The sequence below is a fragment of the Jiangella gansuensis DSM 44835 genome (assembly GCF_000515395.1).
Classification (GTDB): Bacteria; Actinomycetota; Actinomycetes; order Jiangellales; family Jiangellaceae; genus Jiangella; species Jiangella gansuensis.
Genome location: NZ_KI911782.1, coordinates 5289433 through 5313340 on the forward strand (window position 1 = coordinate 5289433; position 23908 = coordinate 5313340).

The window sequence follows — 23908 nt, forward strand, 5'->3', positions numbered from 1 at the left end:
CTCTCAGAGCTGCGTGATTGTGATGATTGCAACGCCAAACGGTTACCTGTCGAGACACTTCGCGTCCAGAATGTGGACTACCTGTGGGGCTCATGCCTACGGGCTCAGCCGCCGATACGCCAGCGGGGCCCGCCAGCCGTACCGCACCGCCAGCGCACGCAGCGTGAACGTGGCGACACTCGCCGCCACCCCGGTCCACAGCGACAGCGCGTCCAGCCGCCACAGCAACGCCGTCGCCGCCGCACCCACCATGGCCGGCACCGCGTAGATGTCGTCGTGCCGGAACAGCGACGGCACCTCGCGGGCCACGACGTCGCGCAGCAGCCCACCGCCGACGGCCGTCGTCACACCCAACAGCGCGGCCGACACCGTCGGTACCCCCGCGTCGAGCGCCCGCACCGTCCCCGTCACGCAGAACAGTCCCAGGCCGGCGGCGTCGAACAGCAGCAACGTACGCCGGAACCGCGAGACGTGCGGGAAGTACAGGTAGACGACGGCGGCGGCAAGCGCCACCGGCAGGATGTGGATCGGCCGGTCGAACGCTGCTGGCGGCACTCCGATGATGAGGTCGCGGATCACGCCGCCGCCCAGACCGGTCATGCCGGCCAGCAGGACGCTGCCGACCACGTCGAATCCCTTGCGTGCCGCCAGCAGGGCGCCCGAGACGGCGAAGAAGAAAACACCCACCAGGTCGAGCACGAGCTGGGTCTGCGCTGCGAAGATCTGCACCCGTCCAGCATGGCGCGGGTGGGTGCGTCACGCGCCGCGAGTTCGCGCGTACGGGCGGCCGGAGTTGTGATCGGGGCAGCGAACGGTCCGCACAATGAGGCGATGACGGATGGGACGACCACACCCGCGGGTGATCCGCGACGGCACTGGCAGGAGGCCGCCGGCCGGCGGTCCGACCACCACCGCGAGCCGGCGCCGGACCTGTCGGACTTCGCCATGTTCGCGGCGCGCCTCGATCCGCGCGGGTCCAGGTGGCTGACGCCCGCGCTGCTGCTCGGGACGGCGGTGTTCTGCGCCTGGTACTCGACGGTGTCCAGCACCCGACTGTTGTTCGACGAAGACGTCATGTGTCCGGCGCAACGCGCGGTCCCGGGTACGGGCATCCCACACCAGAACCACCGGCGCGGCACCGGCGAGAATGCCGGCCAGTACCCACAGGACCGTGCGGCGGACGTCGGGTGACAACGGCACGGAACCGTCGTCGAGGCCTACCCGACGCCGTTGGACGTCGGCAACGAGTCGGCCCAGCTGGCGTGGGTGTTGATCGACTCCCGCGTGCCGGACGAACAGGCGTCACGCCTCCATGCCGCGTTCGACGGGTGGCTCACCGCGGTCCTGGCGGACGACGACGCGCACCGACGGGTCGGAGGCTGGCTCCGGGCCGGCGGGGGTTCGAGCCCAGCGAAGAGCTCTTCGGCCCGAACGCTGCCGGTGGGTACCTGGTCGGCCCGCTCGCGCAAGGGCGCTGGAAGGTGCTGATGCCCAAGATCCCCTGGTTCGCCGCCCCATCCCACTCAACAAGGGCCGATCGTGGCAGACCCTGTCGATCCGGGACCTCGAGGGATCGACCGGCTCCGTTCCCCGCACGATCGGCCCGGCCCGCTGAGCCCTAGCCGGTGCGCAGGGCCGTGATGGGTTCGACGGCGGACGCTCGCCAGGCCGGGTACGTGCCCGCCACCAGGCCGATCAGCCCGCCGAGCAGCGGCGCGACCAACGCCAGCCGGATGTCCAGCAACGGCGTCCAGTCCCGCACCAGCGAGACCCCGAGGGTCGTGAGCACGCCCACGGCCGAGCCGACCAGCCCACCGAGGAACCCGACGATCCCGCTCTCGACCAGGAACTGCCCGGCCACGTGCAGCCGCCCGGCGCCGACCGCGCGTCGCAGCCCGATCTCGGACACCCGCTCCAGCACCGACAGCAACGTCACGTTCGCGATCCCCAACCCACCGACCAGCAGCGACAACCCGCCCAGAGCCAAGAACAGCCCGTTGACGTCGGCCGAGACCGTGTCGCGCAACGATCCCGGCTCCGGCGGCGCGTTCACGTCCAACAGGTCCGGGTTGTTCGGGTCGACGGCGAGCGGCGCCTGCCGGCCGATCAGCTGCGCCGCGCCGAGCTCCGTACGGATCTCGACCGCGTCCGGCGCCTCCAGCCCATAGAAAGCACGCGCGGCACCCATCGGCATGATCACCGAGTCCTGCACTCCCGACCGATAGTCGACCGCGTCGACGATGCCGATGACCGTGAAAGCCCGGTCGCCGATGAAGATCGACGGCTGCGCGTCGACACGGCTGATCCCCAGCCGCTCCGCGGCGTACCGGCCGAGAACCACCACGGCGTCGCCGCGCGCGTCATGTCCCTCGTCGAAGAACCGGCCGGCCGCGAGCCTCGCCCCCAGCGCGTCGAACAGCCCCGCCGACGCGGCCGCGACCGGCACGACCTGGTCGATCGCGCCATACGGAACCCCGCGCACCGGCGCGCCGGCGACGTCCACCGCGGCGAACGTCCCAGCCGACTCCACCCCGGCAAGCCGGCCGATCCGCTGCGGTGCGTCCCAGGGCAGCTGAGTCAGGTCGACCTCGCCGTCAGGCCCATCCGTCTGGCCCGCCTCGATCACGACCCGGACAGCGGCGATCCGGTCGAACCGGTCGGTGATCTGACCGGCCGCCGTCTGCCCCAGACCCATCGTCGCGACCAGCGCCGCGATACCCAGCACCGTGCCGAGAGTGGTGAGCGCCAGCCGGGACGGACGCGCCGCCACCCCGGCCAGCGCCTCACCGAGCAGGTCACGCAGCGTGATCCGACGGCCCCGGCGAGTCAGCCGCAGCCGCCGGCGCCTCACCGGCGCACCTCCAGCGCGTCCGCAGCGCCGTGCACCGTTCCGTGTTGCCTGGTCACGCTCGCCCCCTCACTCGCTCCGCGGGCGCACGCTCGTCCCTCGCGGCAACCACTACACTCGCTCGTCGGCTCACCGTTCCGTGTTGCCTGGTCACGCTCGCCCCCTCACTCGCTCCGCGGGCGCACGCTCGTCCCTCGCGGCAACCACTACACTCGCTCGTCGGCTCACCGTTCCGTGTTGCCTGGTCACGCTCGCCTCCTCACTCGCTCCGCGGGCGCACGCTCGTCCCTCGCGGCAACCACTACGCTCGCTCGTCGGCTCACCGTTCCGTCGACGATGCGGACCTGGCGCTCGGCCCGCGCGCTGACGCCGTCGTCGTGGGTGATGACGGCCAGCGTGAGACCGTCGGCGTGCAGTTCGTCGAACAGCGCCAGCACCGAGAGGGCGTTGCCGCTGTCGAGGTTGCCGGTGGGCTCGTCGGCCAGCAGCAGGCTCGGCTGCGCCACCAGCGCCCGGGCGATCGCGACCCGCTGCCGCTCGCCGCCCGACAGCAGCAGCGGGTCGAAGTCGACCCGATGCGCCAGACCGACCCGCTCCAGCGTCGCCCGGGCCCGGGCGGTGCGCTCCCGGCGCGGCACACGCAGGTAGGTCATCGACAACTCCACGTTCTCCAGGACGCTGCGGTGCGGGAGCAGGTGGAACGCCTGGAAGACGAACCCGATCCGCTCGCCCCGCAGCCGGGTGCGCCGCCGCTCCGGCAGCGTGCTGACGTCGACGCCGTCCAGCCGGTAGACCCCGTGCGTCGGCCGGTCCAGCAAGCCCAGCAGATGCAGCAGGGTCGACTTGCCCGAGCCGGACGGGCCGACGATCGACACGTACTCACCGGACCGGATGGTCAGGTCGACACCGCGCACCGCCTCCACCGGAGGTGGGCCGGGGAACACCCGGCCCACCCCCGTCATCTCCACGACCGGCGGCGTCACGTCTCGGTCTCCGCTTCGGCGTCCGGGTCCGCGTCCGCCGACTCACCGACGACCACGAGGTCACCTTCGGCCAGCTCCCCGTCGACAGCGCTCACCTCGGCGTATCCCTGAGCGGTGAGCCCGACCTCGACCTCGACCAGCTCGGCCACCCCGGCACGCAGGACCTGGACCCGGCTCTCGCCCCCGGGGCCCGCGGTCAGCGCGGCCAGCGGCACGGCGAGGACGTCGCCGTCGGTGCTCTCCACCGGGATGGTGAGGCGCACGTTGGCGCCGCGCAGCTCCTCCACCTGCTCAGGAGTCAGCTCCCCGGGAGCGACGGTGACGTCGTGCCCGGTGGCACCGTCACCCTCGGCCTCCTCGATGGCCGCGATGGTGCCGGCGACCTCGGTGCCGCTGGGCAGCTCGATCGCGACCGGCATCTCCTCGGCCAGCAGCTCGCGGGCTGCGTCGTCGACGTTCGCGGTGACGACCAGGGTCGCGCCGCTCACGGACATCACCGCGCCGTTCACCTGACCGCCACGGCGCACGTGCACCTCGTCCACCCGGCGGGGCAGGCTCGGGACGAAGACTACCTCGGACGCGGGCAGCGGCGTGCCGGCGCTCGCGGCCGCGGTGTCGCGGTCCTCCCGGGCGGCGGCCAGCTGGTCCTTGGCGGTGTCCAGTGCTGCCTCCTCCACCGACGTGTCCCTGCCGTCGAGCAGGTCGTCCAGCTGCGCCTCGGCCAGCCGGACCTGGTCCTCGGCCTGGGCGATCAGGGTCCTGTCACCCTGCTTCTTCGCCGCCGCCAGGTCCCGCTTCGCCTGGGCGACGGCGTTCTCCGCGGCCACCCGTTCGGCGTCGGCCGGACCGGCGCCGGCGGCGTCGAGGGCCTGTTCGGCCTGCCGTACCGCGTCCTCGGCGGCGTCGACGGCGTCCTGTGCGGCTTCCAGCTCCGCCGCGGCCTGCGGGTCCGGCTCCGGCGGCTCGTAGCCGATGCGTTCAAACAGCTCCTCCACCGCGTCCCCGGTCGCGGCCGTGTACTCGTCGTCGACCTCGCCGGGATCCAGGCCCAACCGCTGCAGTGTGACCTCCAGCTGCTCCACGTCCGGCCCGCTCATCCCCGGCCGCAGCGACCGGTACATCGGCAGCTCACCGGCCAGGACGACGAGCGGCCGGCCGACGATCTCCAGCAGCGCCGTCCCCTCGGTGATCTCCGCACCCACCTCCGGGACCTGCCCGGTGACCACCGGCGGCGTCTCCAGCCCACCGACCTCGGGAACGACGTCGACGGCGCCGGCCGCGGAGACGTCACCGCGCGTGACGACCTCACTGTTCAGGGTCCGCAGCTCCACCGGGACGGTGACCTCGGAGGCGTCAGGCGGCGCCGTGCGCGCGGCGGCATCGGCGGGCGAGGTGATGCGCGTTCCGGCGAAAATACCGGCAACAAGGGCGGCGACGGCAACGCCGCCGACCACGAGCAGGGTCCGGCTGCGTGCCCGGCTCACCCGACGCCACCGGCGTGCCCGACCGGCCCTTCGGCCATCGCGTCGCGGTACCGCTCCAGTTCGGCGCGGTGCTCCTCGACGAACTGCTCCTCCATGTCGAACGCGACCTCGCGCTGCACCTCAACGTAGTGCTCCTGCTGGCACTCGTAGTCGGCGGTGGCGAGGGAGACCTCGTAGTCCTGCAGTTCCCGCAGCGCCGCCTCGTCGACGTCGGCGCCGGTGTTCATGACGTTGGACTCCGACGGGGTCCCCTCGTCCTGCGTGGACGAGCCGTAGAGCTCCATCATCCGTTCCATGACGTCGTTCTGCGGTTCGCTGACGGTAGCGAAACCGGAGTGCCCGGCCGCGGCGAGGCAGTCGGCCCACGCCTGGGTGGCCGCGGCGACCCTGGCATCACTCTCGATCCGCTGCCGCAGGGCGTCCATGTCCGCGAACAGTCCGTCGAACTCGCCGAGATCCGGCCCGGTCATGGGCTCCTGCTCGCCGTAGACCTCTTCGCCGGCTTCGCCGTGGCAGCCCATGTCCCGCTCACCCTCGTCGCCGGCCGGCGGGGACGCTCCGGAGATGGCCACGCCGCCGCCCTCGACCGGCTCGATCAGCTCCGCCATCTCGCCCCACAGAGCCCGGTCGTACTGCTCTCGCGCGGCGTCGGACAGACCGTCGCGGATCTCCTGGTTGGGGTCGGTGGTCTGCTCCTCATTGGCCGTATCGGCGGGAGTGAGCGTGCTGATCCCATAGCCGTACTCGCGGGCGAACTCATCCGGCGGCAGCGAGAACGCCTCCGCGAACGGGTCCTCGCGATCGCCGCCGCCGGTCGGGTCGACCGGGACGTACTCGAAGCCCTGCTCGCGCATGCATTCCGCAACCAGCTCCTCCACCTGGCGCATCCGCTGCTGGTCTTCCTCGGACAGGTCGCCGGCCGAGGTCGCCGCGACCATCATGCCGCCGCCGGAGAAGGTGACGCCGTCGCCCAGGAACTCCGCAAGCGGGCTCTGCTCTTCCGCGCCGTCGGTCTCCCCGGAACCCGCGCCATCGGTCCGGCCGTCGCCGTCGCCGTCGTCGCCACACCCGGCCAGGACCAACCCCGTCACGCAGGCGAAGGCCACCAGCCGCGCCCGTGCTCGCCAATTCGTCATGCCCAGAAGGGTGCGGAGCCGGCGATGAAGAACGCGTGAAGGAGGCGTCAGATCCGCGCTCTTCACAGCTTCCTGACAGGTTCCTGCCACACTCGATGCCCATGGGCGCCCGGATTCTCGTCGCCGAGGACGACACCAAGCAGGCCGAACTCGTCCGCCGTTACCTGGAACGCGAGGGTCACTTTGTCGCCGTCACCCACGACGGCCGGGCCGCCCTCGACGAGGCCCGCCGGCGCCGGCCGGACCTGCTGGTGCTCGACGTGATGATGCCCAAGGTCGACGGCCTCGACGTGTGCCGCATCCTGCGGTCGGAGTCCGACACCCCGATCATCATGCTGACGGCCCGGTCCACCGAGGACGACCTGCTGCTGGGCCTCGACCTGGGCGCCGACGACTACCTGACCAAGCCGTACAGCCCGCGCGAGCTGGTGGCACGGGTGCGCACCATCCTGCGCCGGGCCGGCCGGCAGCGGGGCGGGTCCGGGCCGTACCGCGTCGGTGCCCTGGTGGTCGACGCCGAGCGGCACGAGGTCCACCTGGACGGGCGCCGGGTGGACGTGACGCCCGCGGAGTTCAAGATCCTCGAGTGCCTGATCGCCGAGCCGGGCCGGGCCTTCCCGCGGCAGAAGTTGCTGGAGCAGGCGTTCGGCTTCGACCACTACGCATTGGACCGGACGGTGGACGTGCACGTGATGAACCTGCGCCGGAAGATCGAGACCGACCCGGCCGACCCCGGCTACCTGCTCACCGTCTACGGCGTCGGGTACAAGCTGGCCGACCGCCCGGGAGTGCGCGATGCGTCGTAACCTGTCCGTCCGGCTGCTCGGGCTGTTCCTCGGCGTCGCGGTGTTCTCCATCGCCGCCACCGCGTGGATCGCCACCCAGAGCACCAGTGACCGGCTGCGCAACGAGGTCGAACGCACCCTGGAGTCGGACACCTATGTCTACCAGGAGCTGCTGTTCTACGCCTCGTCGCACGACTCCTGGGACGACGTCGCGCCCGTGGTGCGGGAGCTGGCCGAGTCCGTCGGCAACCGGGTGGCCGTGACGACCCCGGACGGCGAGGTGCTGGCCGACTCCGCCGACTACGCAGGTGACGCCGGTGAGCCGCTGCCGGGCACGCCCACTGCCGACCTCGACCCGCTCGCGCCGCAGCAGACGATGAGCCTGAATGTCGCGAGCTCCCTGTCGTTCGTCTCGACTGCGGGCGGTGGGTTCGCGCTCGCGGGGGCCGCGGTGCCGCACCTCGCCCCCAGCAGCATGGAGGCCGCCGAGCGGACCGCTCTCGCCGACCAGGCGACGGTGTGTGCACGCGCCATCGCCGGCGACGAGGAGGTGATGGTCAGTGCCGACGGCCAGATCACCTACAACCCGCCGCCGCCCACGCCGACGCCGGCGAGCACGCCGGAGCCGGCCGAGCCGACAGCGGGTGAGGAGACATTCGAACCCACCACACAGGTCGAGATCCTGGGGTGTGTCCCGGAGGAGCTGACCGCGCCCACCCAGGCCACCATCGATCTGGCCCAGACCCAGACCGACCTCACCGCCGCGTGCCTGGACGACGCCGGCATCTCGTACCAGCGCGCGACCGACGGGTACGGCATGCCGTCGATCCTCCCGCCCCCCGACGACCAGGAGGCGCAGGGCGAGTGGTCGAGGTGCTCCGTCGAGGCACACCAGGAGACCATGGAGCCGTATCTTGCCGATCCGGCTCTGCTGTACATCGGCTCGTCCGACCGGTTCGACGCGTTCTCCGGCGGCGGCTGGGTGCGCACGGCGCTGACGGGGTTGGTCGTACTGGCCGCCGCGACCGGGGTGACGGTGCTGGCCGGCCGGCGGCTGACCCATCCGATCCGCACCCTCACCGAGGCCGCCCAGCGGATGGCCGCCGGTGGGCGCGGCGCCCGGGTCCGGGTGACCGGGCGCGACGAGGTGGCCCGGCTCGGGCACGCGTTCAACGCGATGGCGTCGGCCATCGAGGAGAACGAACGGCAGCGCAAGGCGATGGTCAGCGACATCGCGCACGAACTGCGCACCCCGCTGGCGAACGTGCGGGGGTACCTGGAGGCCGCCGAGGACGGAGTCGTCCCGCTGGACCCGGCGCTGGTCGAGTCGCTGCTGGAGGAGTCCAGCCTCCTCCAGCGGCTCATCGACGACCTCCAGGACCTCGCCCTCGCCGACGCCGGGATGCTGCAACTGCACCGCGAGGAGACGGATGTGGCCGCCCTGGCGCAGCAGGTGACGGCTGCGCACCAGGCCGGCGCCGCGGCCGCCGAGCTGACCCTCACCGTCGACGCGCCGGAACCCGTGGTCGTCGACGTCGACCCCACCCGGTTGCGGCAGGCACTGGGCAATCTGGTGGCCAACGCGGTTCGGTACTCCGGGGCGGGTGCGCACGTGCGAGTGCGGACGGTGGCATCGGGCACCGACGTGGTCCTGACCGTGACCGACGACGGCCCCGGCATCGCCGCCGAGCACCTCGACCGGCTGTTCGACCGTTTCTACCGGCCCGACACGTCGCGCGCCCGCGCCACCGGCGGCAGCGGCCTCGGCCTGGCCATCACCAAGCACCTGGTCGACGCCCACGGCGGCAGCGTCGAGGTCGACAGCACCGAGGGCACCGGATCGACGTTCACCATCCGGCTGCCGCTGCACGCCTCCGTCCCGGCGGCCGCTTCGTCACTCGCCGAAGGCCACCTCCGGTAGCCACGTCACCAGGTCCGGCACGAGGGCCAGCAACAGGAGCACCGCGATCATCACACCGAGGAAGGGCAGCACGGCCATGCTGAGCCGGCCGAACCTCACTCCGCTCATCTTCGTCAGTACGTACAGCAGCGCGCCGACCGGCCAGGTGAGCAGCCCGAGCATCAGGTTGACCACAACGATCACGCCGAAGTGGATCGGGTCGATGCCCAGTTCGACGGCCACCGGGAGCAGGATCGGCAGGAAGATCAGGATCGCCGGCACCGCGTCCATCGGCATCCCGACGATCAGGAAGAACAGCATCGCCAGCAGGATGAACGCCACCGGCCCGACGTTCGCCTCCTCGATGAACGAGGACAGGCTGGCCCCCAGGTCGCCCACGGTCAGGACGTAGGAGAACGCACCGACCACGGCGAAGAGGATCATGATGGTCGCGCTGAAGACCGCCCCGTCACGGAACAACGGCAGCAGGTCCCGCGGCTTCAGCGTCCGGTAGATTACCAGGCCGAGCAGCAGTACATACGCCGCGGCCAGCATCGCCAGCTCGGTGATGGTGGCGAACCCGGTGAGGATGCCGCCGATCAGCAGCACCGGGGCGCCCAGCGCCGGCAGCGCCGCACGGGTCAGCCGCCACAGGTCGCCAGGCCGGCGCTCGACCATGACGGTGCGTGGCAGCAGTCCGCGCCGGGCGTTCCACATGATCAGCAGCACCATCGACCCGGCGAGCAGCAGCGCCGGGATCACCCCGCCCAGGAACAACCGCCCCACCGACAGGTTCGTCACCAGCGCGACGAAGATCATGGGGATGCTCGGCGGCGCGATCGGCCCGATCACCGCGGCGCTGGCGTTGACGGCCGCGGCGAACTCGGGCCGATAACCCTCCTTCTTCATGGCCGGCAACATCACCGACGAGACGGCGGACGCGTCAGCAGGCGCACTGCCGGAGACTCCGGACACGGCCACGTTGACGCCGACGGAGGCGTAGGCGAGGCCGCCGCGCAACCGGCCGAGGAAGTACATCATCAGCCGCAGGATGCGTTCGGTCATGCCGGTGCGATTCAGCAGCTCACCGGTGAGGATGAAGAACGGGATGGCCAGCAGCTCGAAGTTGCCGATGCCCTTCGCCATCGCCGTCGGCAGGCTGGTGGCGTCGCCCAGTCCGAGCGCCGCAATGGTGACCAGCGCGGCCACGCCCATGGAGATCCAGACCGACAGGCCGAGCCCCATGCAGGCGAAGAGCGTGAGGAACAGGACGAGGGTCTCCACGGCTCACCCCTCGTCAGCGGGGAGCCGGGACGGCCGGGCGGCGAACTCGCGCACGAACCGCGCCGTCCGCTGGACCGCGGTCGCGACGATCTCCTCGCCGGCTTCCCGGCTGGCCAGCCGGGCGTCGCCGAAGACACCGTTGCGGGTACGCGAGCGGAACGACCGGGGCACGGTGACCGCGAACGGCTCGTAGTTGTCCTCGAACGCGCCGTAGTCGTCGATCAGGTCGCCCGCCTCGAGCGCGTCCGGACGCACCAGGTCCGGAGTGACGGCCAGCGCGACGCTCGTCTCCACCTCGCAGGCGTGACCCCAGCGGGCGGTCGAACGGTGTGCAGCCACCACGTCGGCCGCCTGGGTCATCCAGAACGCCGACGCAGCCTCGACACCGTGCGTGTACGCCAGTTCCGTCGTCAGCACGCCGAGCACGTTCTCGTTGCCGCGGTGGCCGTTGACGAACACGACCTTCTCGATGCCGTGCCAGCGCAGGCTCAGCACCACGTCGGTGAGGACGGCCCGGAACGCGTCCGCGCCTATGCTGAGCGTCCCCGCGAACGAGAGGTGGTGCGCCGACAACCCGAACGGCAGCGGCGGCGTCACGACCGCGAGCGGTGCGACCTCGGCCGCGACCCGGTCGGCGATCTCCACCGCTACTCGCCAGTCGATGCCCATCCCGAGGTTGGGCCCGTGTTGCTCGTTCGCGCCGACCGGGATGAGGGCCACGGTCGCCTGCTCGGCGAGCTCCGCGTACTCCGTGGTGGTCAGGTCGCTCAACCGGCTCATGCGACGGTCCTCTCCAGGTCGGGCTCGGGCAACGGCGGCGGGGTCCCGGCCGGCCGCAGCGGCAGGGTGACGGCCGCGACGATCAGCAACGCCCCGGCCACCGGGATGGATGCGTATGCCCACGACGTCGGCACGCCGAGCTGGACGTACGGGATGCTGTCGCGCGCCTGGGCGACCGAGATGCCGGCCGCGCAGATGATCGCGAAGAAGCCGATCTCGACCACCCGCAGCACCAGCAGGAGGGCCTGCAGTGGCCGCCCGGTCAGCTTGGTGTCCAACCAGCCGGTGGCGATGTGCTCGGCGTGGCAGTACGCGGCCACCGAACCGAGCATCACGGTCCAGATGAGCAGCAGCTGACTCACATCGGTGACCCACAACCAGCCGTGCCCGAACTGCCGCACGATCATCTGGGCCAGGTTGATGACGAGGATGCTGAGGAAGGCCAGGCCACCGGCCCACGCCGTCACCCGGCCGAGGACCGACGCGACGACGCCGAGGCGGGTCCGAGGCGCGCCGCCACCGTCCGAGCCGTCCGCGCCCGCCGCGCCGGCCGCCGTCACGACGCCTGCGCCTTCAGCTCGGCCACCTCGTCGAGCAGGCCGGCCGGCCACAGGTCGCCGTCGAACTGCTGGAACACGTCGGCCACCGCGGTCCGGAACGCCTCGACGTCAGGCTCCACGACCGTCAGCGACTCCTCCAGCTGCGCCATCGCGTCGTCCATCTGGGCCCGGACCTCGGTGGTGTCGAGCTCGCCGGCCTCGTGCCCGGCTTCGACGATCACGTCCTGGTGCTCCTCGCACAGCGAGTCCCACCAGCCGTCGGAGACGTACCAGGACCGGGCGTCGCGGATGTAGTCCGTGGGCATGTAATAGTCCTGGACCTCGTCCAGGCTCTGGTTGACGATCGTGATGGAGCCGTTCTCCTGCGCGTCCACCACGCCTTGGCGCAGCGCCAGGTAGAGATCGGCCAGCGGGATGACCTGCGGCTCGGCGCCGAGGGCCCGAGCGAAGGCCTGCGGCATGGGTGCCTCGGCGATGCGCAGCTTGAGCCCCTCCATGTCCGCCGGCGTCTCGATCGCCCGGTTGGCCGACAGCGCCCGCGGTTCCGCGTCGCCCTCGATCGCGACCACCCGGACGCCGGAGGCGTCGGCGGCCTCCTCCAGCAGCTCGGTGAACCGGTCCGTGCGCAGCACTCCGAGCAGCTGCTCGTAGCTGTCCCAGAGGAACGGGACGCTCACGATCGTGAACGCCGAGGCGCCCTCCAGCGTGGGGTAGATGCTGATGCCCTCGTAGAAGATGTCGACCTCCTGACCGGCGCTGAGGCCGGCGAAGATGTCGTTGACGCCGCCGATCTGGCTGTTGGGGAAGACGCGGACGGTCAGCTGGCCGTCCGTGCGCTCGTCCACCAGCTCGGCGAACCGCTCCGCGGCGAGGGTGGCCGGGTCCGACTCGGCCCGGATGGTGGCCAGCCGCAGTTCTTGGTCGGTGCAGGCGTTCGCACCGCCGTCGCCGCCACCTCCGTCGTCGCCGGTGACGAAGCTGCAACCGGGCGCGACGAGCAGAGCGGCGGCCGCGGTCAGGGTCCAGGTCAGGGTTCTGCGCTTCACGCTGTGCCTCCCGAAGTGGCGACGGCGAGGATGAACTCGATCTCGACCGGGGAACGGCGTGGCAGAGCCGCCACGCCGACGGCGGACCGCGCATGCTTGCCTCGGTCGCCGAAGATCTGGCCGACCAGCTCGCTCGCGCCGTCGATGACGAGCGGATGGTCGTGGAAGTCGGGGGTGCTGGCGACGAAACCGGTGATCCGGAGTACCCGGTCCACCCGGTCGAGGTCGCCGACGTGTTCAGCGGCGCAGGCCAGTCCCTGCAGGACACAGATCCGCGCCGCCCGCCGCGCCGTCTCGACGTCCACGTCGTCGCCGAGCCGGCCGGTGATCCGGACCTGGCCGTCCTCCTTGGGCAGCTGGCCGCTGACATAGAGGACGTCGCCGGCCTGGGTCACCGGGACGTAGTCGAAGCTGGGCGTCGCCGCCGGCGGCAGGGCCAGGCCGAGCTCACGCAGGCGGCGGGTGGGGCTCGTGGTCACGGTGCCTCCTCGGTGTCGGGTCGGGCGGGCGCGAGATATCCGGCCGCGCCTGCTGCGGCGTCGGCGAACCGGGGGCGGAACCCGAGCTCGTCGCGGATGCGCCGGTCGTCCATGGCCGGCAGGTCCGGCGCGCCGTCGGTGACGTCGGTGACCTGCGCGGTGATGCCGGCCGTCGTGCCGGCTGACGCCGCGGCGATCAGGGCGCGGGCCAGGTCGGCGAGGCTGCCGCGGTGGCCGACGACGTTGTAGAGCTCGCGCCCGGGTTCGACGGTGACGCCGGCGAGCAGCGAGGCCGCGGCGTCGTCGACGTGGATCCAGTCGGCGGCGCCGGTCCAGGCGTCGATCCGGGCGTCGCGGCCGGCGGCGAGGTCGCCGACGAACCGGACCAGCGACTCCTGGCTGCCGCCGTACCAGCGGCCCGGCCCGTACACCAGCGGCAGCCGGATGCCGACGACGCACAGGTCACGCTGGGCGCGGAGGACCCGCGCCAGCTGTTCCGCGCCGACCTTCGTGGCGCCGTAGACGGAGTCCGGGTGGGTGGCGGCGTCCTCGTCGACCAGGCCGCGGCCGCCGTCGGGACCGTAGACGGTGCTGCTGCTGGACCAGCAGATCCGCCGGATCCCGCGGTCCGCCGCCGCCTCGATCACGTGTGCCAGGCCGCGGACGTTGACGTCGACGGCGCGGGCCGGGTTCTGGGTGGCACCAGCGGCCAGGCCCGCATCGCCGGCACCGTAGGCGGCAAGGTGGACGACGGCGTCGGGGCGGACGTCGTCGAACACGGCGCCGACGGCGTCGGGGTCGGTGACGTCCAGCGCGACCCGGCGGGCACCGGGTGTGCCCGGCAGGCCGGCCGCGGCGTCGCCTGCGGTCTCGGCGTCGTGTCCGGTGACGGCGACGGCCCAGCCGGCCGCCTGGGCGGCTCGCGACACCGCGGCGCCGATGAACCCGGTGCCTCCGACGACGAGCAGCGCGCGGCTCATCGGTCCGCCCGCAACCGGTCGAGGGCGGCCTCGTCGATCTCGATGCCCAGCCCCGGGCCGTCCGGCACGGTGACCACGCCGCCGTCGAACGTGAACGGGCGCACCGCCAGCTCGTCGCGCAGCGCGTTGCGGCCGCGGTCGTACTCCAGCCACAGCGGCTCCGCGGCATGGTCGACGTGCGGATAGTCCGGTACCGAGGCCAGGAGCTGCACCGACGCCGCCTGCGCGACCACTCCGCCCCACACGTGCGGCGAGAACCGCACGTTCCACGTCTGCGCCAGGTGCGCGATGACCCGCGCCTCCCCCAGCCCGCCGCACTTGGACACGTCCGGCTGCACGACGTCGACGACCCGGCCGGCGATCAGGTCGCGGAACCCGTACCGGGTGTAGACGGCCTCGCCGGCGGCCAGCGGGACGCCGCACTCGCGCAGTAACGCCCAGCCGCTGCGGTCGTCCGGCGGTACCGGCTCCTCGATCCAGCCCGGCGCGAACTCGGCCAGCCGGGCGATGGACCGGCGCGCCTGGTCGGCGGTGTAGTTGCCGTTGAAGTCCAGCAGGATCGTGGTGTCCGGGCCGAGGATCTCGCGCGCGGCCCGGGTGCGGGCGACGTCGCTCTCGAACCCGAGCCCGAGCTTGATCTTCACGCCCCGGTAGCCGTCCGCGGCCAGCTCGCGCAACCCGTCGGCGAACCGGCCGGCGTCGTTGTCGTGGGTGATGTACCCGGCCGACGCGTACGGCGTCAGGTGGTCGCGGGTCCGGCCGCCCAGGAGCAGGTGCACCGGCACGTCGAGGGTGCGGCCCAGCGCATCCCACATCGCGATGTCGATGGCCCCGGCGGCCGCGACGTGGTGGCCGCCGCTGGTGTGGTGATAGCGCTGGTTCAGCAGGCGGGTGAACCAGCTCCCGGACGGCTCCAGCCGCTGCCCGGTCAGCTCGGCGGCGATCTCCCCCACCAGCACCGCCGTCGCGCGGGATGCGCCCCACGCCTCGCCCCAGCCGACCACGCCGTCGGCGGTCTCCAGCCGGACCAGGGTGGCTGCCCTGGCCCGCACCAGCCCGCGGGACGAGCCATAGACGTCGGCGGGGGCGAGCACGTCGTGGACCGGGATCGCCTCGATCCGCGCGATGCTCGGGCTGCCGCTCATGCCGGTGCTCCCATCAGCCCGGAGAGCCGGGTCGTCGGCGTCAGGACGTCCGGGTCGGTCTGGACGACGAGCACCCTGGGTCCGCTCTCCGCGTCCAGCTCCCGTAGCGCGTCGTCGAGGTGTCGTTCGTCGTCGACGCCGCGGGTGGCCGCGCCCAGCGACCGGGCGAAACCGGCCAGGTCGACCCGGCCGATGTCGATGCCGCCGGTGCGGCCCATCGAGCGGGCCTGATGCATGGCGATCGTGCCGTAGAGCGTGTTCTGGAAGACGACGACCAGCGGCTCGGCGCCGTACCGGGCAGCCGTCTCCAGCTCCTGGCCGGTCATCAGGAAGCCGCCGTCACCCGCCAGCGCGAGGACCCGTCGCTCCGGCGCCGCCAGCGCCACACCGACCGCGGCCGGTACCGCGTACCCCATGGCCCCGGAAATCGGCGCGACCTGCGTGCGCGGCCGCTCGAACCGCCAGTAGCGGTGTCCGAAGACGGAGAAGTTGCCGGCATCGTTGGTCACCACCGTGTCGGTACCGAGGTGCCGGCGCAGGGCCGCCATCACGTCCGTCGGGTGCACGCCGTTCTCGGCCGCCTCGTGGCCGGCCGCCGGATCGCTGAGCTCGAGGTAGCGGCGGTGGGCGGCGGACCAGTCGGTGGTGGGGTCGGTGGGCGCGCCGGGGTGGGCGGCCGGAGCGCCGGGATGTACGGCGAGCGCGGCCGCGAAGCCGACCGGCTGGGCCACCACGCCCAGAGCGAGCGGCACCACGCTGCCCAGCGTCCGCGGGTCCTCGTCGACCTGGATCACCTGGCTGCCAGCCACCGGCACCGAGTACGTCTGGGTGGTGACCTCGTCCAGCCGGCTCCCCAGCACCAGGACCACATCGGCCTCCCGCAGCGGCTGGAGGAGGTCGGGCAGGGTGCCCAGCGTGAGATGCCCGAGGTAGTTCGGGTGACTGTTGGGAAAGGTGTCCTGGCGGCGGAACGCCGAGTACACGCCGATGCCGTACCGCTCGGCCAGCCGGGTCAGCACGTCGTGCCCGTCCTGGGCCCCCTCGCCGACGATGGCCACCGGCCGCCGCGCGCTCCTGAGCAGCTCCGCGGCCGCGGCCACCTGACCGGCGTTCGCCAGCGGGGTGGGCCGGGCCGGGAGCCGGGGCGCGGCCGGTTGCCCGGGCCGACCCAGCACGTCCGACGGGAACGCGACCACCGCCGGGCCCGGCCGGCCGCTGGTGGCCGCCTGCAACGCCCGCGCCACGGTGTCCGCCGCCCGGTCCGACCTGTGCACCGTCGCCGCGAACGTCGACAACTGCCCGAAGAACCGCGGCAGGTCGACCTCCTGGAACGCTTCCTTGCCCAGGTGATCGGTCTCGACCTGCCCGAGCAGCACCAGCATCGGCGTGGAGTCCTGGTGCGCCGTGTGCACCCCGATGGCCAGGTTCGTGGCACCGACGGCGCGGGTGGCCATCGCGACCGCCGGCCGGCCGGTCAGCTTGCCCTCCGCCTCCGCCATGAACGCCGCACCCGACTCGTGCCGGGTGGAGATGAGCTCCAGCTCCGGCCGGGCCGCGACCTCGTCCATCAGCTCCAGGAAGCTCTCACCGGGGACCGTGTAGAAGCGCCGCACCCCGGCGGCGCTGAGCAGGTCGATGGTCGCGGCGGCCGCCGTCGTCGTCATCGGGCGGCCTCCGCGCGGTCGGCGGCAGGCTGGTCGGTGGTGGGCTGGTCGGCGGCGGACTGGTCGCCGTCGGGCTGCTGAAGGCGCCGGAAGACGTTCTCGACATGGGTGGCCGCATGCCGTAGCAGCGCCTCACTGTCGGAGCGCGCCAGCGCGTCGAGGATGTCGTGATGCTCCGCCTGGGCCTCGCGGGCCTCGCCGATGGACCGGCCGCGGTAGTGCCGCGCGACCTGGACGTGGACCTTCAGGTCGTCGAACGCGTTGAGCAGGAAGACGTTGCCGCCGGCAGCCACCGTCGCGCGGTGGAACTGGGCATCGAGCTCGTTGAACGCGTTGACGTCCAGGGTCGGCGCGGACGCGACACCGTCCATCTTCTCCACGATCCGGCCGATCTCCGCGAGCGCGTCGTCGTCGATGCTGCTGGTCGCGGTGCGCAGCGCGCCCTGCTCGATGACCAGGCGGGCGTCGAACAGCTGCCGCAGCTCGTCGGCGTCGAGCAGTTCGGTTACCCGGAAGCCGCGGTACGCCTCCACGCTCACCAGACGCTCGGAGACCAGGCGGTTCAGCGCCTCCCGGATGGGGGTGTGGCTGACGTCCAGTGCGGCTGTGAGCCGCTCCATGGTGAGCCGTTCACCCGGAGCCAGCCGGTGATCGATGATCTGGGCTCTGAGCATCTCGTATGCCCGGTCGCTGAGGGCGTCCCGGGAGACCTTGGCGCGAACCATGGATTTTATAAAATCTACCGTTCGCGGTCATGTCAAGAGCCGAGCGGCAGGTTTCACGAGAACGCACCAGGCGGAGCGACAGATCGGCCCAGATGCGCAGCGCGGCGAGAAACAGGTATGCTCAGCCTCGTTGCCGCCCTCAGAGGCGGCAGCTGCGGGTGTAGTTCAATGGTAGAACTCCAGCTTCCCAAGCTGACAACGCGGGTTCGATTCCCGTCACCCGCTCTACGCGGTTCCGGCCCAGGTCAACGGCACACTTGTCGGCCTGGGCCGTTGTCGTTGCCGAACAGGGACGATCCCTATGCGGAGAGGAACAGGAATGTCTGAAGTGTTCCTGACCATGGCGATGTCACTTGACGGGTTCATCACCGGACCAGACGACAACGCCGAGAACCCCGCTGGGACCAATGGGATGCGGCTCATGAACTGGCTCGGGGGTGGGGCCGAGCCAGGCGCAGAAGGGGCCAACGCATTCCGCCCGAAGCATCCCAACAGCCAACGTGTGTTCGACGAGAGCATGGCGACCGGCGCCGTGATCACCGGGAGACGGACAGGGGACTTCGCCGGTTACTGGGGCGGGGATCACCACGGCGGTGTGCCGATCTTCGTGCCGACGCACCAGCCGCCGGCAGAGAACCCGTACGAGCGGGTGCACTTCGTCACGGATGGCATCGCCTCTTGTGTGGAACAGGCCAAGCAGGCCGCAGGTGACCGGAACGTGATGATGCACGGTGCCTACACCGGCCAGGAGGCACTGAAGGCCGGTGTACTGGACATGATCGACATCCAGCTTCGGCCGGTGCTGCTGGGCCGGGGGCGGCGGCTGTTCGAGGGGCTCCCGTCCGAGCACACCGAGCTTGATCTGGTGCGCGTGCTGGAGGATCCCGGCGTCCTGCATCTGCGCTATGCGGTGCGCAAGTAGTCCTTGTTCTGGCTCTATGGCGGGTGGTTCGGTGGCGCCCTGGGCCCACCAAACCACCCGCCATCACCAGAGCGCGCTGAGCAGAGCGCGAACTCAGCCGGTCCAGGTTCGCCCGGTGATGCGCTCGTACATGAAGCGATACCGGCGGGCCGCTTCCTCGACCACGTCGGCGGGGATCTCCGGACCGGGCGGCGTGCGGTCCCAGGTGCCGAGGTCGCTGGCCCAGTCGCGGACGTACTGCTTGTCGTAGCCGTACTGGCGGCCGCCGGGCTTCCAGTCCTCGACCCGCCAGTATCGAGACGAGTCGGAGGTGAGGACCTCGTCGGCGAGCACGATGTCGCCGTCGGGGGTCAGGCCGAACTCGAACTTGGTGTCCACCAGGAGGACGCCACGCTCCTCGGCGATGGCGGCCGCCCGGGAGTACAGGTCGAGCGTCAACGTGCGCAGCCGTTCCGCGAGCTCGACACCGACCAGCGAACCCATCTCCTCGAAGCTGATGGGCTCGTCGTGGCCGTCTTCGGGCGCGACCTTGGTGGTGGGCGTGAACACCGGCTCGGGCAGCCGGTCGCCTTGGAGGAGGCCGGCGGGCAGGGCGACACCGGAGATGGCGCCGTCCTTCGAGTACGCCTCCCAGCCGAGGCCGGCGAGGTAGCCGCGGGCGATGCACTCGATCTGGACGATCTCGACCCGGCGGCAGCGGATGGCGCGGCCGGCCCATTCGGCCGGGACGTCGGTGGCCGACACGACGTGGTTGGGCACGTCGGAGAGCTGGTCGAACCACCACAGTGACAGCGCGGTGAGCAGCTTCCCCTTGTCGGGGATCGGGGTCGGCAGCACGACGTCGTAGACCGACACCCGGTCGCTCGCTACCAGGATCAGCTCGTCGGGACCGTCCGCGTAGACGTCGCGCACCTTGCCTCGGTGTACCAGCTCCACGCGACCGTTCTAGCACGTCCGGCGGTGGCGAGCGGCGGTCGTCCAGCTCACGGCACGACGACGACCTTGCCGCGCACCTGCCCGTTCCGCAGGGTCTGGATCGCCGCGGGAAGGTCCGCCAAGGGGAACGTCCGGTCGACCGCGGGTACGACGGTGCCGGCGGCCATCAGCTCGGCCAGGTGCCGCAGGTCTTCCGAGCGCTCAGCCGAGATCAGCGTGCCGAGGTGCTGACTGACGAACGGCGACAGCGCGATGGCGCGCAGCTGCCGGTCCATGCCCTGGATCCACCGGCCGCCGCCCTCGGAGCCGACGATGACCAGCCGCCCGTGCCGGTTGAGCACGCGCCGCAACCGCCGCAGCGGCCGATGCCCGGCGATGTCGACGATGACGTCGAACCTCCGCTCACCCGTGGTGACGTCCGTCCGCGTGTAGTCGACGACCTCGGTGGCGCCGAGCGACCGGACCAGGTCAGCCTTTCCGGCACTGCACACGCCGGTGACCTCCGCACCCATGGCGACGGCGAGCTGGACGGCGAACGACCCGACGCCGCCGCCGGCGCCGATCACCAGCACCCGCTGGCCGGCCTGCACCCGGCCCTTGTCGCGCAGCGCCTGCAAGGCCGCGCAGGCCGACGTCGGGACGGACGCCGCCTGCTCGAACGTCACGTCCGCCGGTTTCGGCACGACGGCGTCGGCCGCGGCCCGCGCGTACTCCGCGAAGGCTCCGTCGCAGGTGCCGAAGACCTCGTCGCCCGGGCGCAGCGTGGTCACGTCGCGGCCGACCGCCTCGACTCGGCCGGCGACGTCGGCGCCCGGGACTCGGTTCTTCGGCCGGCGCACACCGAAGCCTCCCAGCCGAGCGAGGTAGGGCAGCCCGGTGACGAGATGCCAGACGGCTTGGTCGACACCGGCGGCGTGGACCCTGATCAGGACGTCACCGGCGCCGATCTCGGGTGGGTCGATGTCGGCCAGCCGCAGCTGGGCGGGCGGGCCGTAGGTGTCGCGAATCATCGCCTTCATGGTTGGCCTCATTCCACCGTGCGCAGGATCTGCTCGATGGCGGCGGTCCGCGAGCGTAGCTCGGCGACGTCGGCCGCGGCCCGCTGCTGCGCGTCGAGCGTGTTCGCCGCAAGCTGTTCGTAGCGGCCCACCAGTTGACGCAGGCTCTCCTCCTGCTGCGCCGTGACTCTCGTCTTGCGAAGGTCGAGGTAGGTGGCCGCGCCAGCAACGATCAGGAAGACGATCAGACCGAGCACCCCGAGCAGGGTGACGGCCTCGGGCCAGGACGTCTCGTCGCCGAAATTCATCAGGTCTGCTCCTTGCGTGACGGGCCCTTGTTCGGGTCCGGGCTGGTGAGGGTCGCTACCGCGCGGCTGACCGCCGATGCGGTGAGACGCAAGTCGAAGTCGGTGACCTCGTAGTACTTCATGGCCTTGCCGTCGTCGGACAGCTCGAGGCTGCCCGTGACGAGGCCGGCCGCTTCGAGACGCTGCAGGTGCATGTGCAGCAGCGGACGGCTGACGCCGATCTCGCGAGCGAGGTGGCTGACATAGTCGCGGCCACCGGCCAGGGTGGCGACGATGCGCAGCCGGATCGGGTTGGCCAGCGCGGCCAGCATCTCGACCAGCTGGTCACCGGTCACGCCATCCGCCACTGTCATCGTTTCCCGTCATGCGTCAGTATTTTCTTACGCATGAAACCATAGCTTGACGAAATGGCAGCGACAAGCGCTGGTGAGCCGAATTCTCCGTCGGCCGGCGCCCGGCCTACGCGAGCGGCCGGCCGCGCACGTGCGCCACGACCAGCTCGGGCACCGAGGAGTCGCCACGGCCCGCGGCGCGAGCCGGGAAGTCGAACACGCCGATCATCAGCTGCATCGGGTAGTCCGGCGCCTGGTTCACCCGCCGCACCTCCGATCCGTCGACGGTGAACGTCACCGATCCCGGCCGCCAGTCGACGCCGTACGTGTGGAAGTCGGCGACGTCGATGGCCAGTGGCACGGTGCGGAACTCCTCCATCAGCATCGGGTCACGGAACTGGTGCACCCCGATGCCCACCTGAGCCGCTCCGGGAGTCACCCCGGAGCCGAACACCTCGGCCACGCAGATCTCGCCGGACCGCTCCGGCCGGTCCTCGATGCCGCTCATCCAGAACGCGAACATCGACCGCTCGGTGACGGTGCCGCGCATGCGCACCTCGACCGTGCCGTAGTGCGGCGTGTAGCCCCACAGCGTCGGCTGCGCCTCACGGACCCGTAGATCATCACGGAACGGAAGCTGCCCGGCGGTGCTGCCGACCGGGCCGGAGAAGCTGCCGGTCTGGACGCACGAGACGCGCATCGGCTCCGGGTGCAGGTCGGCACACCACAGCGGCTGGGCACGCGGGATGGTCAGGTGCAGCTCTCCGTCGCGCACGGCCCAGGTGGCTGCCGAGGCGACCCGCGAGCTCCAGTGCGGCAGGTAGTACGGGAACCAGACGCCGGGATCGAGCGCGCTGCCGGCGAAGAACTCGTCGAGTCGCGTCCGCGACTGCTCCATGGCCGTCCTACCCCGCGACGACGGCGGGTGGCCGTGGTACGCCGGCGAAGCCGGACAAGGTGAACCACTGTGGCAGCGCGCGGCACAGTCGCGGCGGTCCCGCGACCCGGATCCCACCCGACCGGACGGCTTCCTGCCAGCCGATGTCGCCGCGCCAGACCTCGGTCATGCTGCGCAGGCCGGCGACGACGGTGACCGTCGCGGCGTGGCCGGGGTCCTCGTCACAGACGTCGGTCTCGTCGGGCGTGATGACCAGCCACCAGTCGCGGGCGCCGGCCGGCGCATCCGGGAATCGGAACCCGACCACCGTCCGCCCGGCCGGCACGGCGTCGCGGTCGATGTTGCGGTGCATGTCCCAGAGCAGCAGTTTGGGGTCCAGGTCATGGTCACCGAGCTCACCGATCCAGCGGATGCCCCAGGCGCCCAGCGCCTCGACGACGGGTCGCAGCTCGCGCCCGGCGCCGGTGAGGACGTACCGGACGTCGCCGGCCTCCACCCGCCGCTCCACGATGCCGGCCTGGACCAGCTGGTGCAACCGCCGCGACAGCAACGTCGGCGACATGCGCGGCAGGCCGCGGCGCAACTCGTTGAAATGCTCCGACCCGATGACCAACTCGCGCACCACGAGGAGCGTCCAGCGCTCGTCGAAGAGTTCCATGGCCTTGGCCACGGGGCAGAACTGGTGGTACGGCGCCCCCATTCCCGCAGCATAGAGCCGCATCAGCGGTGTGGCCAGGCTTCTGGGTCCCAGTACAGATCGTGTACTAGCCACCGGACCCACCCGCTCGTAGCGTCAGTGCCCAGACGGAGGCGACCGGCCGCCGTCTGGAACCACTCGGGGGGAGCACCACCATGACCACGCACACCGACGCCGATCGGGCTCTGAAGGCGCGACACCGCCAGATCTGGGCCCTGGGCGACTACCCGGCCGTCGCCACCGACCTGATCCCGGAGCTGGGGCCGGTCCTCGTCGACGCCTGCGGTGTCCGTTCCGGCGACAGGGTCCTGGACGTCGCCGCAGGCACCGGCAACGCCGCCGTGCCCGCGGCCCAGACCGGCGCCAGGGTGGTCGCCAGCGACCTGACGCCCGAACTGCTGGAGATCGGCCGGGCCGCGGCAGAGCGGCAGGGCCTGACCCTGGAGTGGGACGAGGCGGACGCCGAGGCACTTCCTTACCGTGACGGCGAGTTCGACGTGGTGCTTTCCTGCGTCGGAGTGATGTTCACACCCCACCACCACGACGCCGCCCGCGAGCTGGTCCGCGTCTGCCGGCCCGGCGGGACGATCGGGCTGATCAGCTGGACCCCGGAAGGGTTCATCGGGCAGCTGTTCGCGACGATGAAGCCGTATCTGCCGTCGCCCCCGCCCGGCGTCCAGCCGCCGCCGCTGTGGGGCGACGAGGAACACGTCCGGTCGCTGCTCGGCGCCGAGGTCACCGACGTCAGCGTGAGCCGCCGCACCATCACCGTCGACCGGTTCGAGCGGCCCGAGGACTTCCGCGACTACTTCAAGGCCACCTACGGGCCCGTCATCGCGGCCTACCGCGGCATCGAAGCCGACCCCGAGCGGGTGGCGGCGCTGGACGACGACCTCGCCGCACTCGCCCGCCGCTTCGACCGCGGCACCGACGCCACCGTGCTGGACTGGGAGTACCTGCTGGTCACGGCGCGGCGCGCCGCGTGACACGGCGCGCTCCGGCATCGGCGCCCGACACG

At 71.7% G+C, this 23908-nt stretch carries 25 protein-coding genes and 1 tRNA gene; 6 read left to right on the forward strand and 20 right to left on the reverse strand.

Annotated elements, in window-relative coordinates; all coding sequences use genetic code 11:
• Positions 1-96: 96 nt before the first annotated feature.
• Positions 97-729 (reverse strand): trimeric intracellular cation channel family protein, encoded by a 633-nt coding sequence (locus JIAGA_RS0125060; RefSeq protein WP_026877782.1) that lies wholly within the window; start codon positions 727-729, stop codon positions 97-99.
• 102 nt (positions 730-831) lie between these two features.
• Between JIAGA_RS0125060 and JIAGA_RS0125065 the strand changes: the two genes are divergently transcribed.
• Positions 832-1191, forward strand: coding sequence for a hypothetical protein (locus JIAGA_RS0125065; RefSeq protein WP_026877783.1), 360 nt, complete (start codon positions 832-834; stop codon positions 1189-1191).
• A gap of 427 nt (positions 1192-1618) precedes the next feature.
• Here the strand turns inward: JIAGA_RS0125065 and JIAGA_RS0125075 are convergent, their stop codons facing one another.
• The 4 genes from JIAGA_RS0125075 to JIAGA_RS32270 all read right to left on the reverse strand — a co-directional run bounded on the left by JIAGA_RS0125075 (position 1619) and on the right by JIAGA_RS32270 (position 6451).
• Entirely contained in the window at positions 1619-2851 is a 1233-nt protein-coding gene (locus tag JIAGA_RS0125075; RefSeq protein WP_211239846.1) for an ABC transporter permease, read from the reverse strand.
• A gap of 242 nt (positions 2852-3093) precedes the next feature.
• Positions 3094-3810, reverse strand: a complete 717-nt coding sequence (locus tag JIAGA_RS32265) for an ATP-binding cassette domain-containing protein (RefSeq protein WP_084470453.1) — start codon at positions 3808-3810, stop codon at positions 3094-3096.
• Positions 3811-3827: 17 nt separating this feature from the next.
• Positions 3828-5315 carry a hypothetical protein gene (locus JIAGA_RS0125085; protein WP_026877786.1) on the reverse strand — a complete coding sequence of 496 codons (1488 nt, stop codon included), beginning with the start codon at positions 5313-5315 and terminating at the stop codon, positions 3828-3830.
• On the reverse strand, positions 5312-6451 hold the full coding sequence (locus JIAGA_RS32270) for a hypothetical protein (protein WP_157553514.1): 1140 nt from the start codon (positions 6449-6451) through the stop codon (positions 5312-5314). The genes JIAGA_RS0125085 and JIAGA_RS32270 overlap by 4 nt, the downstream gene beginning before the upstream one ends.
• 101 nt (positions 6452-6552) lie before the next feature.
• Here JIAGA_RS32270 and JIAGA_RS0125095 point away from each other — a divergent pair, with 101 nt between their 5' ends.
• Both JIAGA_RS0125095 and JIAGA_RS32275 read left to right on the forward strand, forming a co-directional pair.
• The gene (locus JIAGA_RS0125095; protein WP_026877787.1) at positions 6553-7257 is read left to right on the forward strand and encodes a response regulator transcription factor; all 705 of its coding nucleotides are present in this window, start codon (positions 6553-6555) and stop codon (positions 7255-7257) included.
• Positions 7247-9157: a sensor histidine kinase gene (locus JIAGA_RS32275; protein ID WP_051426490.1), complete on the forward strand. Its 1911-nt coding sequence runs from the start codon at positions 7247-7249 to the stop codon at positions 9155-9157. The genes JIAGA_RS0125095 and JIAGA_RS32275 overlap by 11 nt, the downstream gene beginning before the upstream one ends.
• Here the strand turns inward: JIAGA_RS32275 and JIAGA_RS0125105 are convergent.
• The 9 genes from JIAGA_RS0125105 to JIAGA_RS0125145 are packed head-to-tail and all read right to left on the reverse strand — an operon-like array spanning position 9131 to position 17799.
• Complete coding sequence (locus JIAGA_RS0125105) at positions 9131-10420, reverse strand: TRAP transporter large permease (RefSeq protein ID WP_026877788.1); 1290 nt, start codon at positions 10418-10420, stop codon at positions 9131-9133. The two genes, JIAGA_RS32275 and JIAGA_RS0125105, sit on opposite strands and share 27 nt — an antisense overlap.
• 3 nt (positions 10421-10423) lie before the next feature.
• Complete coding sequence (locus JIAGA_RS0125110) at positions 10424-11200, reverse strand: creatininase family protein (protein ID WP_026877789.1); 777 nt, start codon at positions 11198-11200, stop codon at positions 10424-10426.
• Complete coding sequence (locus JIAGA_RS0125115) at positions 11197-11760, reverse strand: TRAP transporter small permease (protein WP_026877790.1); 564 nt, start codon at positions 11758-11760, stop codon at positions 11197-11199. Before JIAGA_RS0125115 ends, JIAGA_RS0125110 begins: the two co-directional genes overlap by 4 nt.
• Positions 11757-12806 (reverse strand): TRAP transporter substrate-binding protein, encoded by a 1050-nt coding sequence (locus JIAGA_RS0125120; protein ID WP_026877791.1) that lies wholly within the window; start codon positions 12804-12806, stop codon positions 11757-11759. Before JIAGA_RS0125120 ends, JIAGA_RS0125115 begins: the two co-directional genes overlap by 4 nt.
• A complete protein-coding gene (locus tag JIAGA_RS0125125; RefSeq protein ID WP_026877792.1) occupies positions 12803-13285 on the reverse strand; it encodes a RidA family protein in 483 nt (160 codons plus the stop codon). Before JIAGA_RS0125125 ends, JIAGA_RS0125120 begins: the two co-directional genes overlap by 4 nt.
• Entirely contained in the window at positions 13282-14265 is a 984-nt protein-coding gene (locus JIAGA_RS33500) for an NAD-dependent epimerase/dehydratase family protein (protein ID WP_026877793.1), read from the reverse strand. The genes JIAGA_RS0125125 and JIAGA_RS33500 overlap by 4 nt, the downstream gene beginning before the upstream one ends.
• Complete coding sequence (locus tag JIAGA_RS32285; RefSeq protein ID WP_035812956.1) at positions 14262-15410, reverse strand: mandelate racemase/muconate lactonizing enzyme family protein; 1149 nt, start codon at positions 15408-15410, stop codon at positions 14262-14264. The genes JIAGA_RS33500 and JIAGA_RS32285 overlap by 4 nt, the downstream gene beginning before the upstream one ends.
• Positions 15407-17074 carry a thiamine pyrophosphate-dependent enzyme gene (locus JIAGA_RS0125140; protein ID WP_026877794.1) on the reverse strand — a complete coding sequence of 556 codons (1668 nt, stop codon included), beginning with the start codon at positions 17072-17074 and terminating at the stop codon, positions 15407-15409. The genes JIAGA_RS32285 and JIAGA_RS0125140 overlap by 4 nt, the downstream gene beginning before the upstream one ends.
• On the reverse strand, positions 17071-17799 hold the full coding sequence (locus tag JIAGA_RS0125145) for a GntR family transcriptional regulator (protein WP_026877795.1): 729 nt from the start codon (positions 17797-17799) through the stop codon (positions 17071-17073). The genes JIAGA_RS0125140 and JIAGA_RS0125145 overlap by 4 nt, the downstream gene beginning before the upstream one ends.
• Before the next feature lie 154 nt (positions 17800-17953).
• On the opposite strand from JIAGA_RS0125145, the gene JIAGA_RS0125150 reads away from it, so the two are divergent.
• A tRNA-Gly gene (locus JIAGA_RS0125150) sits at positions 17954-18024 on the forward strand.
• A gap of 94 nt (positions 18025-18118) precedes the next feature.
• The gene (locus JIAGA_RS0125155; RefSeq protein WP_026877796.1) at positions 18119-18721 is read left to right on the forward strand and encodes a dihydrofolate reductase family protein; all 603 of its coding nucleotides are present in this window, start codon (positions 18119-18121) and stop codon (positions 18719-18721) included.
• Between the two features lie 93 nt (positions 18722-18814).
• On the opposite strand, the gene JIAGA_RS0125160 is transcribed toward JIAGA_RS0125155, so the two are convergent.
• From JIAGA_RS0125160 to JIAGA_RS0125185, 6 genes are all read right to left on the reverse strand, one after another.
• On the reverse strand, positions 18815-19657 hold the full coding sequence (locus JIAGA_RS0125160; RefSeq protein ID WP_026877797.1) for a phosphoribosylaminoimidazolesuccinocarboxamide synthase: 843 nt from the start codon (positions 19655-19657) through the stop codon (positions 18815-18817).
• A gap of 47 nt (positions 19658-19704) precedes the next feature.
• Positions 19705-20676, reverse strand: coding sequence for an NAD(P)-dependent alcohol dehydrogenase (locus JIAGA_RS0125165; protein ID WP_026877798.1), 972 nt, complete (start codon positions 20674-20676; stop codon positions 19705-19707).
• 8 nt (positions 20677-20684) lie between these two features.
• Positions 20685-20963 carry a hypothetical protein gene (locus JIAGA_RS0125170; RefSeq protein ID WP_026877799.1) on the reverse strand — a complete coding sequence of 93 codons (279 nt, stop codon included), beginning with the start codon at positions 20961-20963 and terminating at the stop codon, positions 20685-20687.
• Positions 20963-21316 carry an ArsR family transcriptional regulator gene (locus tag JIAGA_RS0125175; RefSeq protein ID WP_026877800.1) on the reverse strand — a complete coding sequence of 118 codons (354 nt, stop codon included), beginning with the start codon at positions 21314-21316 and terminating at the stop codon, positions 20963-20965. Before JIAGA_RS0125175 ends, JIAGA_RS0125170 begins: the two co-directional genes overlap by 1 nt.
• Before the next feature lie 106 nt (positions 21317-21422).
• A complete protein-coding gene (locus JIAGA_RS32290; protein ID WP_035812958.1) occupies positions 21423-22193 on the reverse strand; it encodes a glycoside hydrolase family 16 protein in 771 nt (256 codons plus the stop codon).
• A gap of 7 nt (positions 22194-22200) precedes the next feature.
• Positions 22201-22893, reverse strand: coding sequence for a winged helix-turn-helix transcriptional regulator (locus JIAGA_RS0125185; RefSeq protein WP_026877801.1), 693 nt, complete (start codon positions 22891-22893; stop codon positions 22201-22203).
• A gap of 152 nt (positions 22894-23045) precedes the next feature.
• On the opposite strand from JIAGA_RS0125185, the gene JIAGA_RS0125190 reads away from it, so the two are divergent.
• Complete coding sequence (locus JIAGA_RS0125190) at positions 23046-23876, forward strand: class I SAM-dependent methyltransferase (protein ID WP_026877802.1); 831 nt, start codon at positions 23046-23048, stop codon at positions 23874-23876.
• The last annotated feature ends 32 nt before the right edge of the window (positions 23877-23908 follow it).

Coding starts and splice junctions, on each gene's coding strand:
- JIAGA_RS0125145 (WP_026877795.1), bottom strand. CDS start 17,799: ATGGTTCGCGCCAAGGTCTCCCGGGACGCCCTCAGCGACCGGGCATAC.
- JIAGA_RS32290 (WP_035812958.1), bottom strand. CDS start 22,193: ATGGAGCAGTCGCGGACGCGACTCGACGAGTTCTTCGCCGGCAGCGCG.
- JIAGA_RS0125165 (WP_026877798.1), bottom strand. CDS start 20,676: ATGAAGGCGATGATTCGCGACACCTACGGCCCGCCCGCCCAGCTGCGG.
- JIAGA_RS0125140 (WP_026877794.1), bottom strand. CDS start 17,074: ATGACGACGACGGCGGCCGCCGCGACCATCGACCTGCTCAGCGCCGCC.
- JIAGA_RS0125110 (WP_026877789.1), bottom strand. CDS start 11,200: ATGAGCCGGTTGAGCGACCTGACCACCACGGAGTACGCGGAGCTCGCC.
- JIAGA_RS0125185 (WP_026877801.1), bottom strand. CDS start 22,893: ATGGGGGCGCCGTACCACCAGTTCTGCCCCGTGGCCAAGGCCATGGAA.
- JIAGA_RS32285 (WP_035812956.1), bottom strand. CDS start 15,410: ATGAGCGGCAGCCCGAGCATCGCGCGGATCGAGGCGATCCCGGTCCAC.
- JIAGA_RS0125095 (WP_026877787.1), top strand. CDS start 6,553: ATGGGCGCCCGGATTCTCGTCGCCGAGGACGACACCAAGCAGGCCGAA.
- JIAGA_RS32275 (WP_051426490.1), top strand. CDS start 7,247: ATGCGTCGTAACCTGTCCGTCCGGCTGCTCGGGCTGTTCCTCGGCGTC.
- JIAGA_RS32270 (WP_157553514.1), bottom strand. CDS start 6,451: ATGACGAATTGGCGAGCACGGGCGCGGCTGGTGGCCTTCGCCTGCGTG.
- JIAGA_RS0125065 (WP_026877783.1), top strand. CDS start 832: ATGACGGATGGGACGACCACACCCGCGGGTGATCCGCGACGGCACTGG.
- JIAGA_RS0125175 (WP_026877800.1), bottom strand. CDS start 21,316: ATGACAGTGGCGGATGGCGTGACCGGTGACCAGCTGGTCGAGATGCTG.
- JIAGA_RS0125155 (WP_026877796.1), top strand. CDS start 18,119: ATGTCTGAAGTGTTCCTGACCATGGCGATGTCACTTGACGGGTTCATC.
- JIAGA_RS0125170 (WP_026877799.1), bottom strand. CDS start 20,963: ATGAATTTCGGCGACGAGACGTCCTGGCCCGAGGCCGTCACCCTGCTC.
- JIAGA_RS33500 (WP_026877793.1), bottom strand. CDS start 14,265: ATGAGCCGCGCGCTGCTCGTCGTCGGAGGCACCGGGTTCATCGGCGCC.
- JIAGA_RS0125190 (WP_026877802.1), top strand. CDS start 23,046: ATGACCACGCACACCGACGCCGATCGGGCTCTGAAGGCGCGACACCGC.
- JIAGA_RS32265 (WP_084470453.1), bottom strand. CDS start 3,810: ATGACGGGGGTGGGCCGGGTGTTCCCCGGCCCACCTCCGGTGGAGGCG.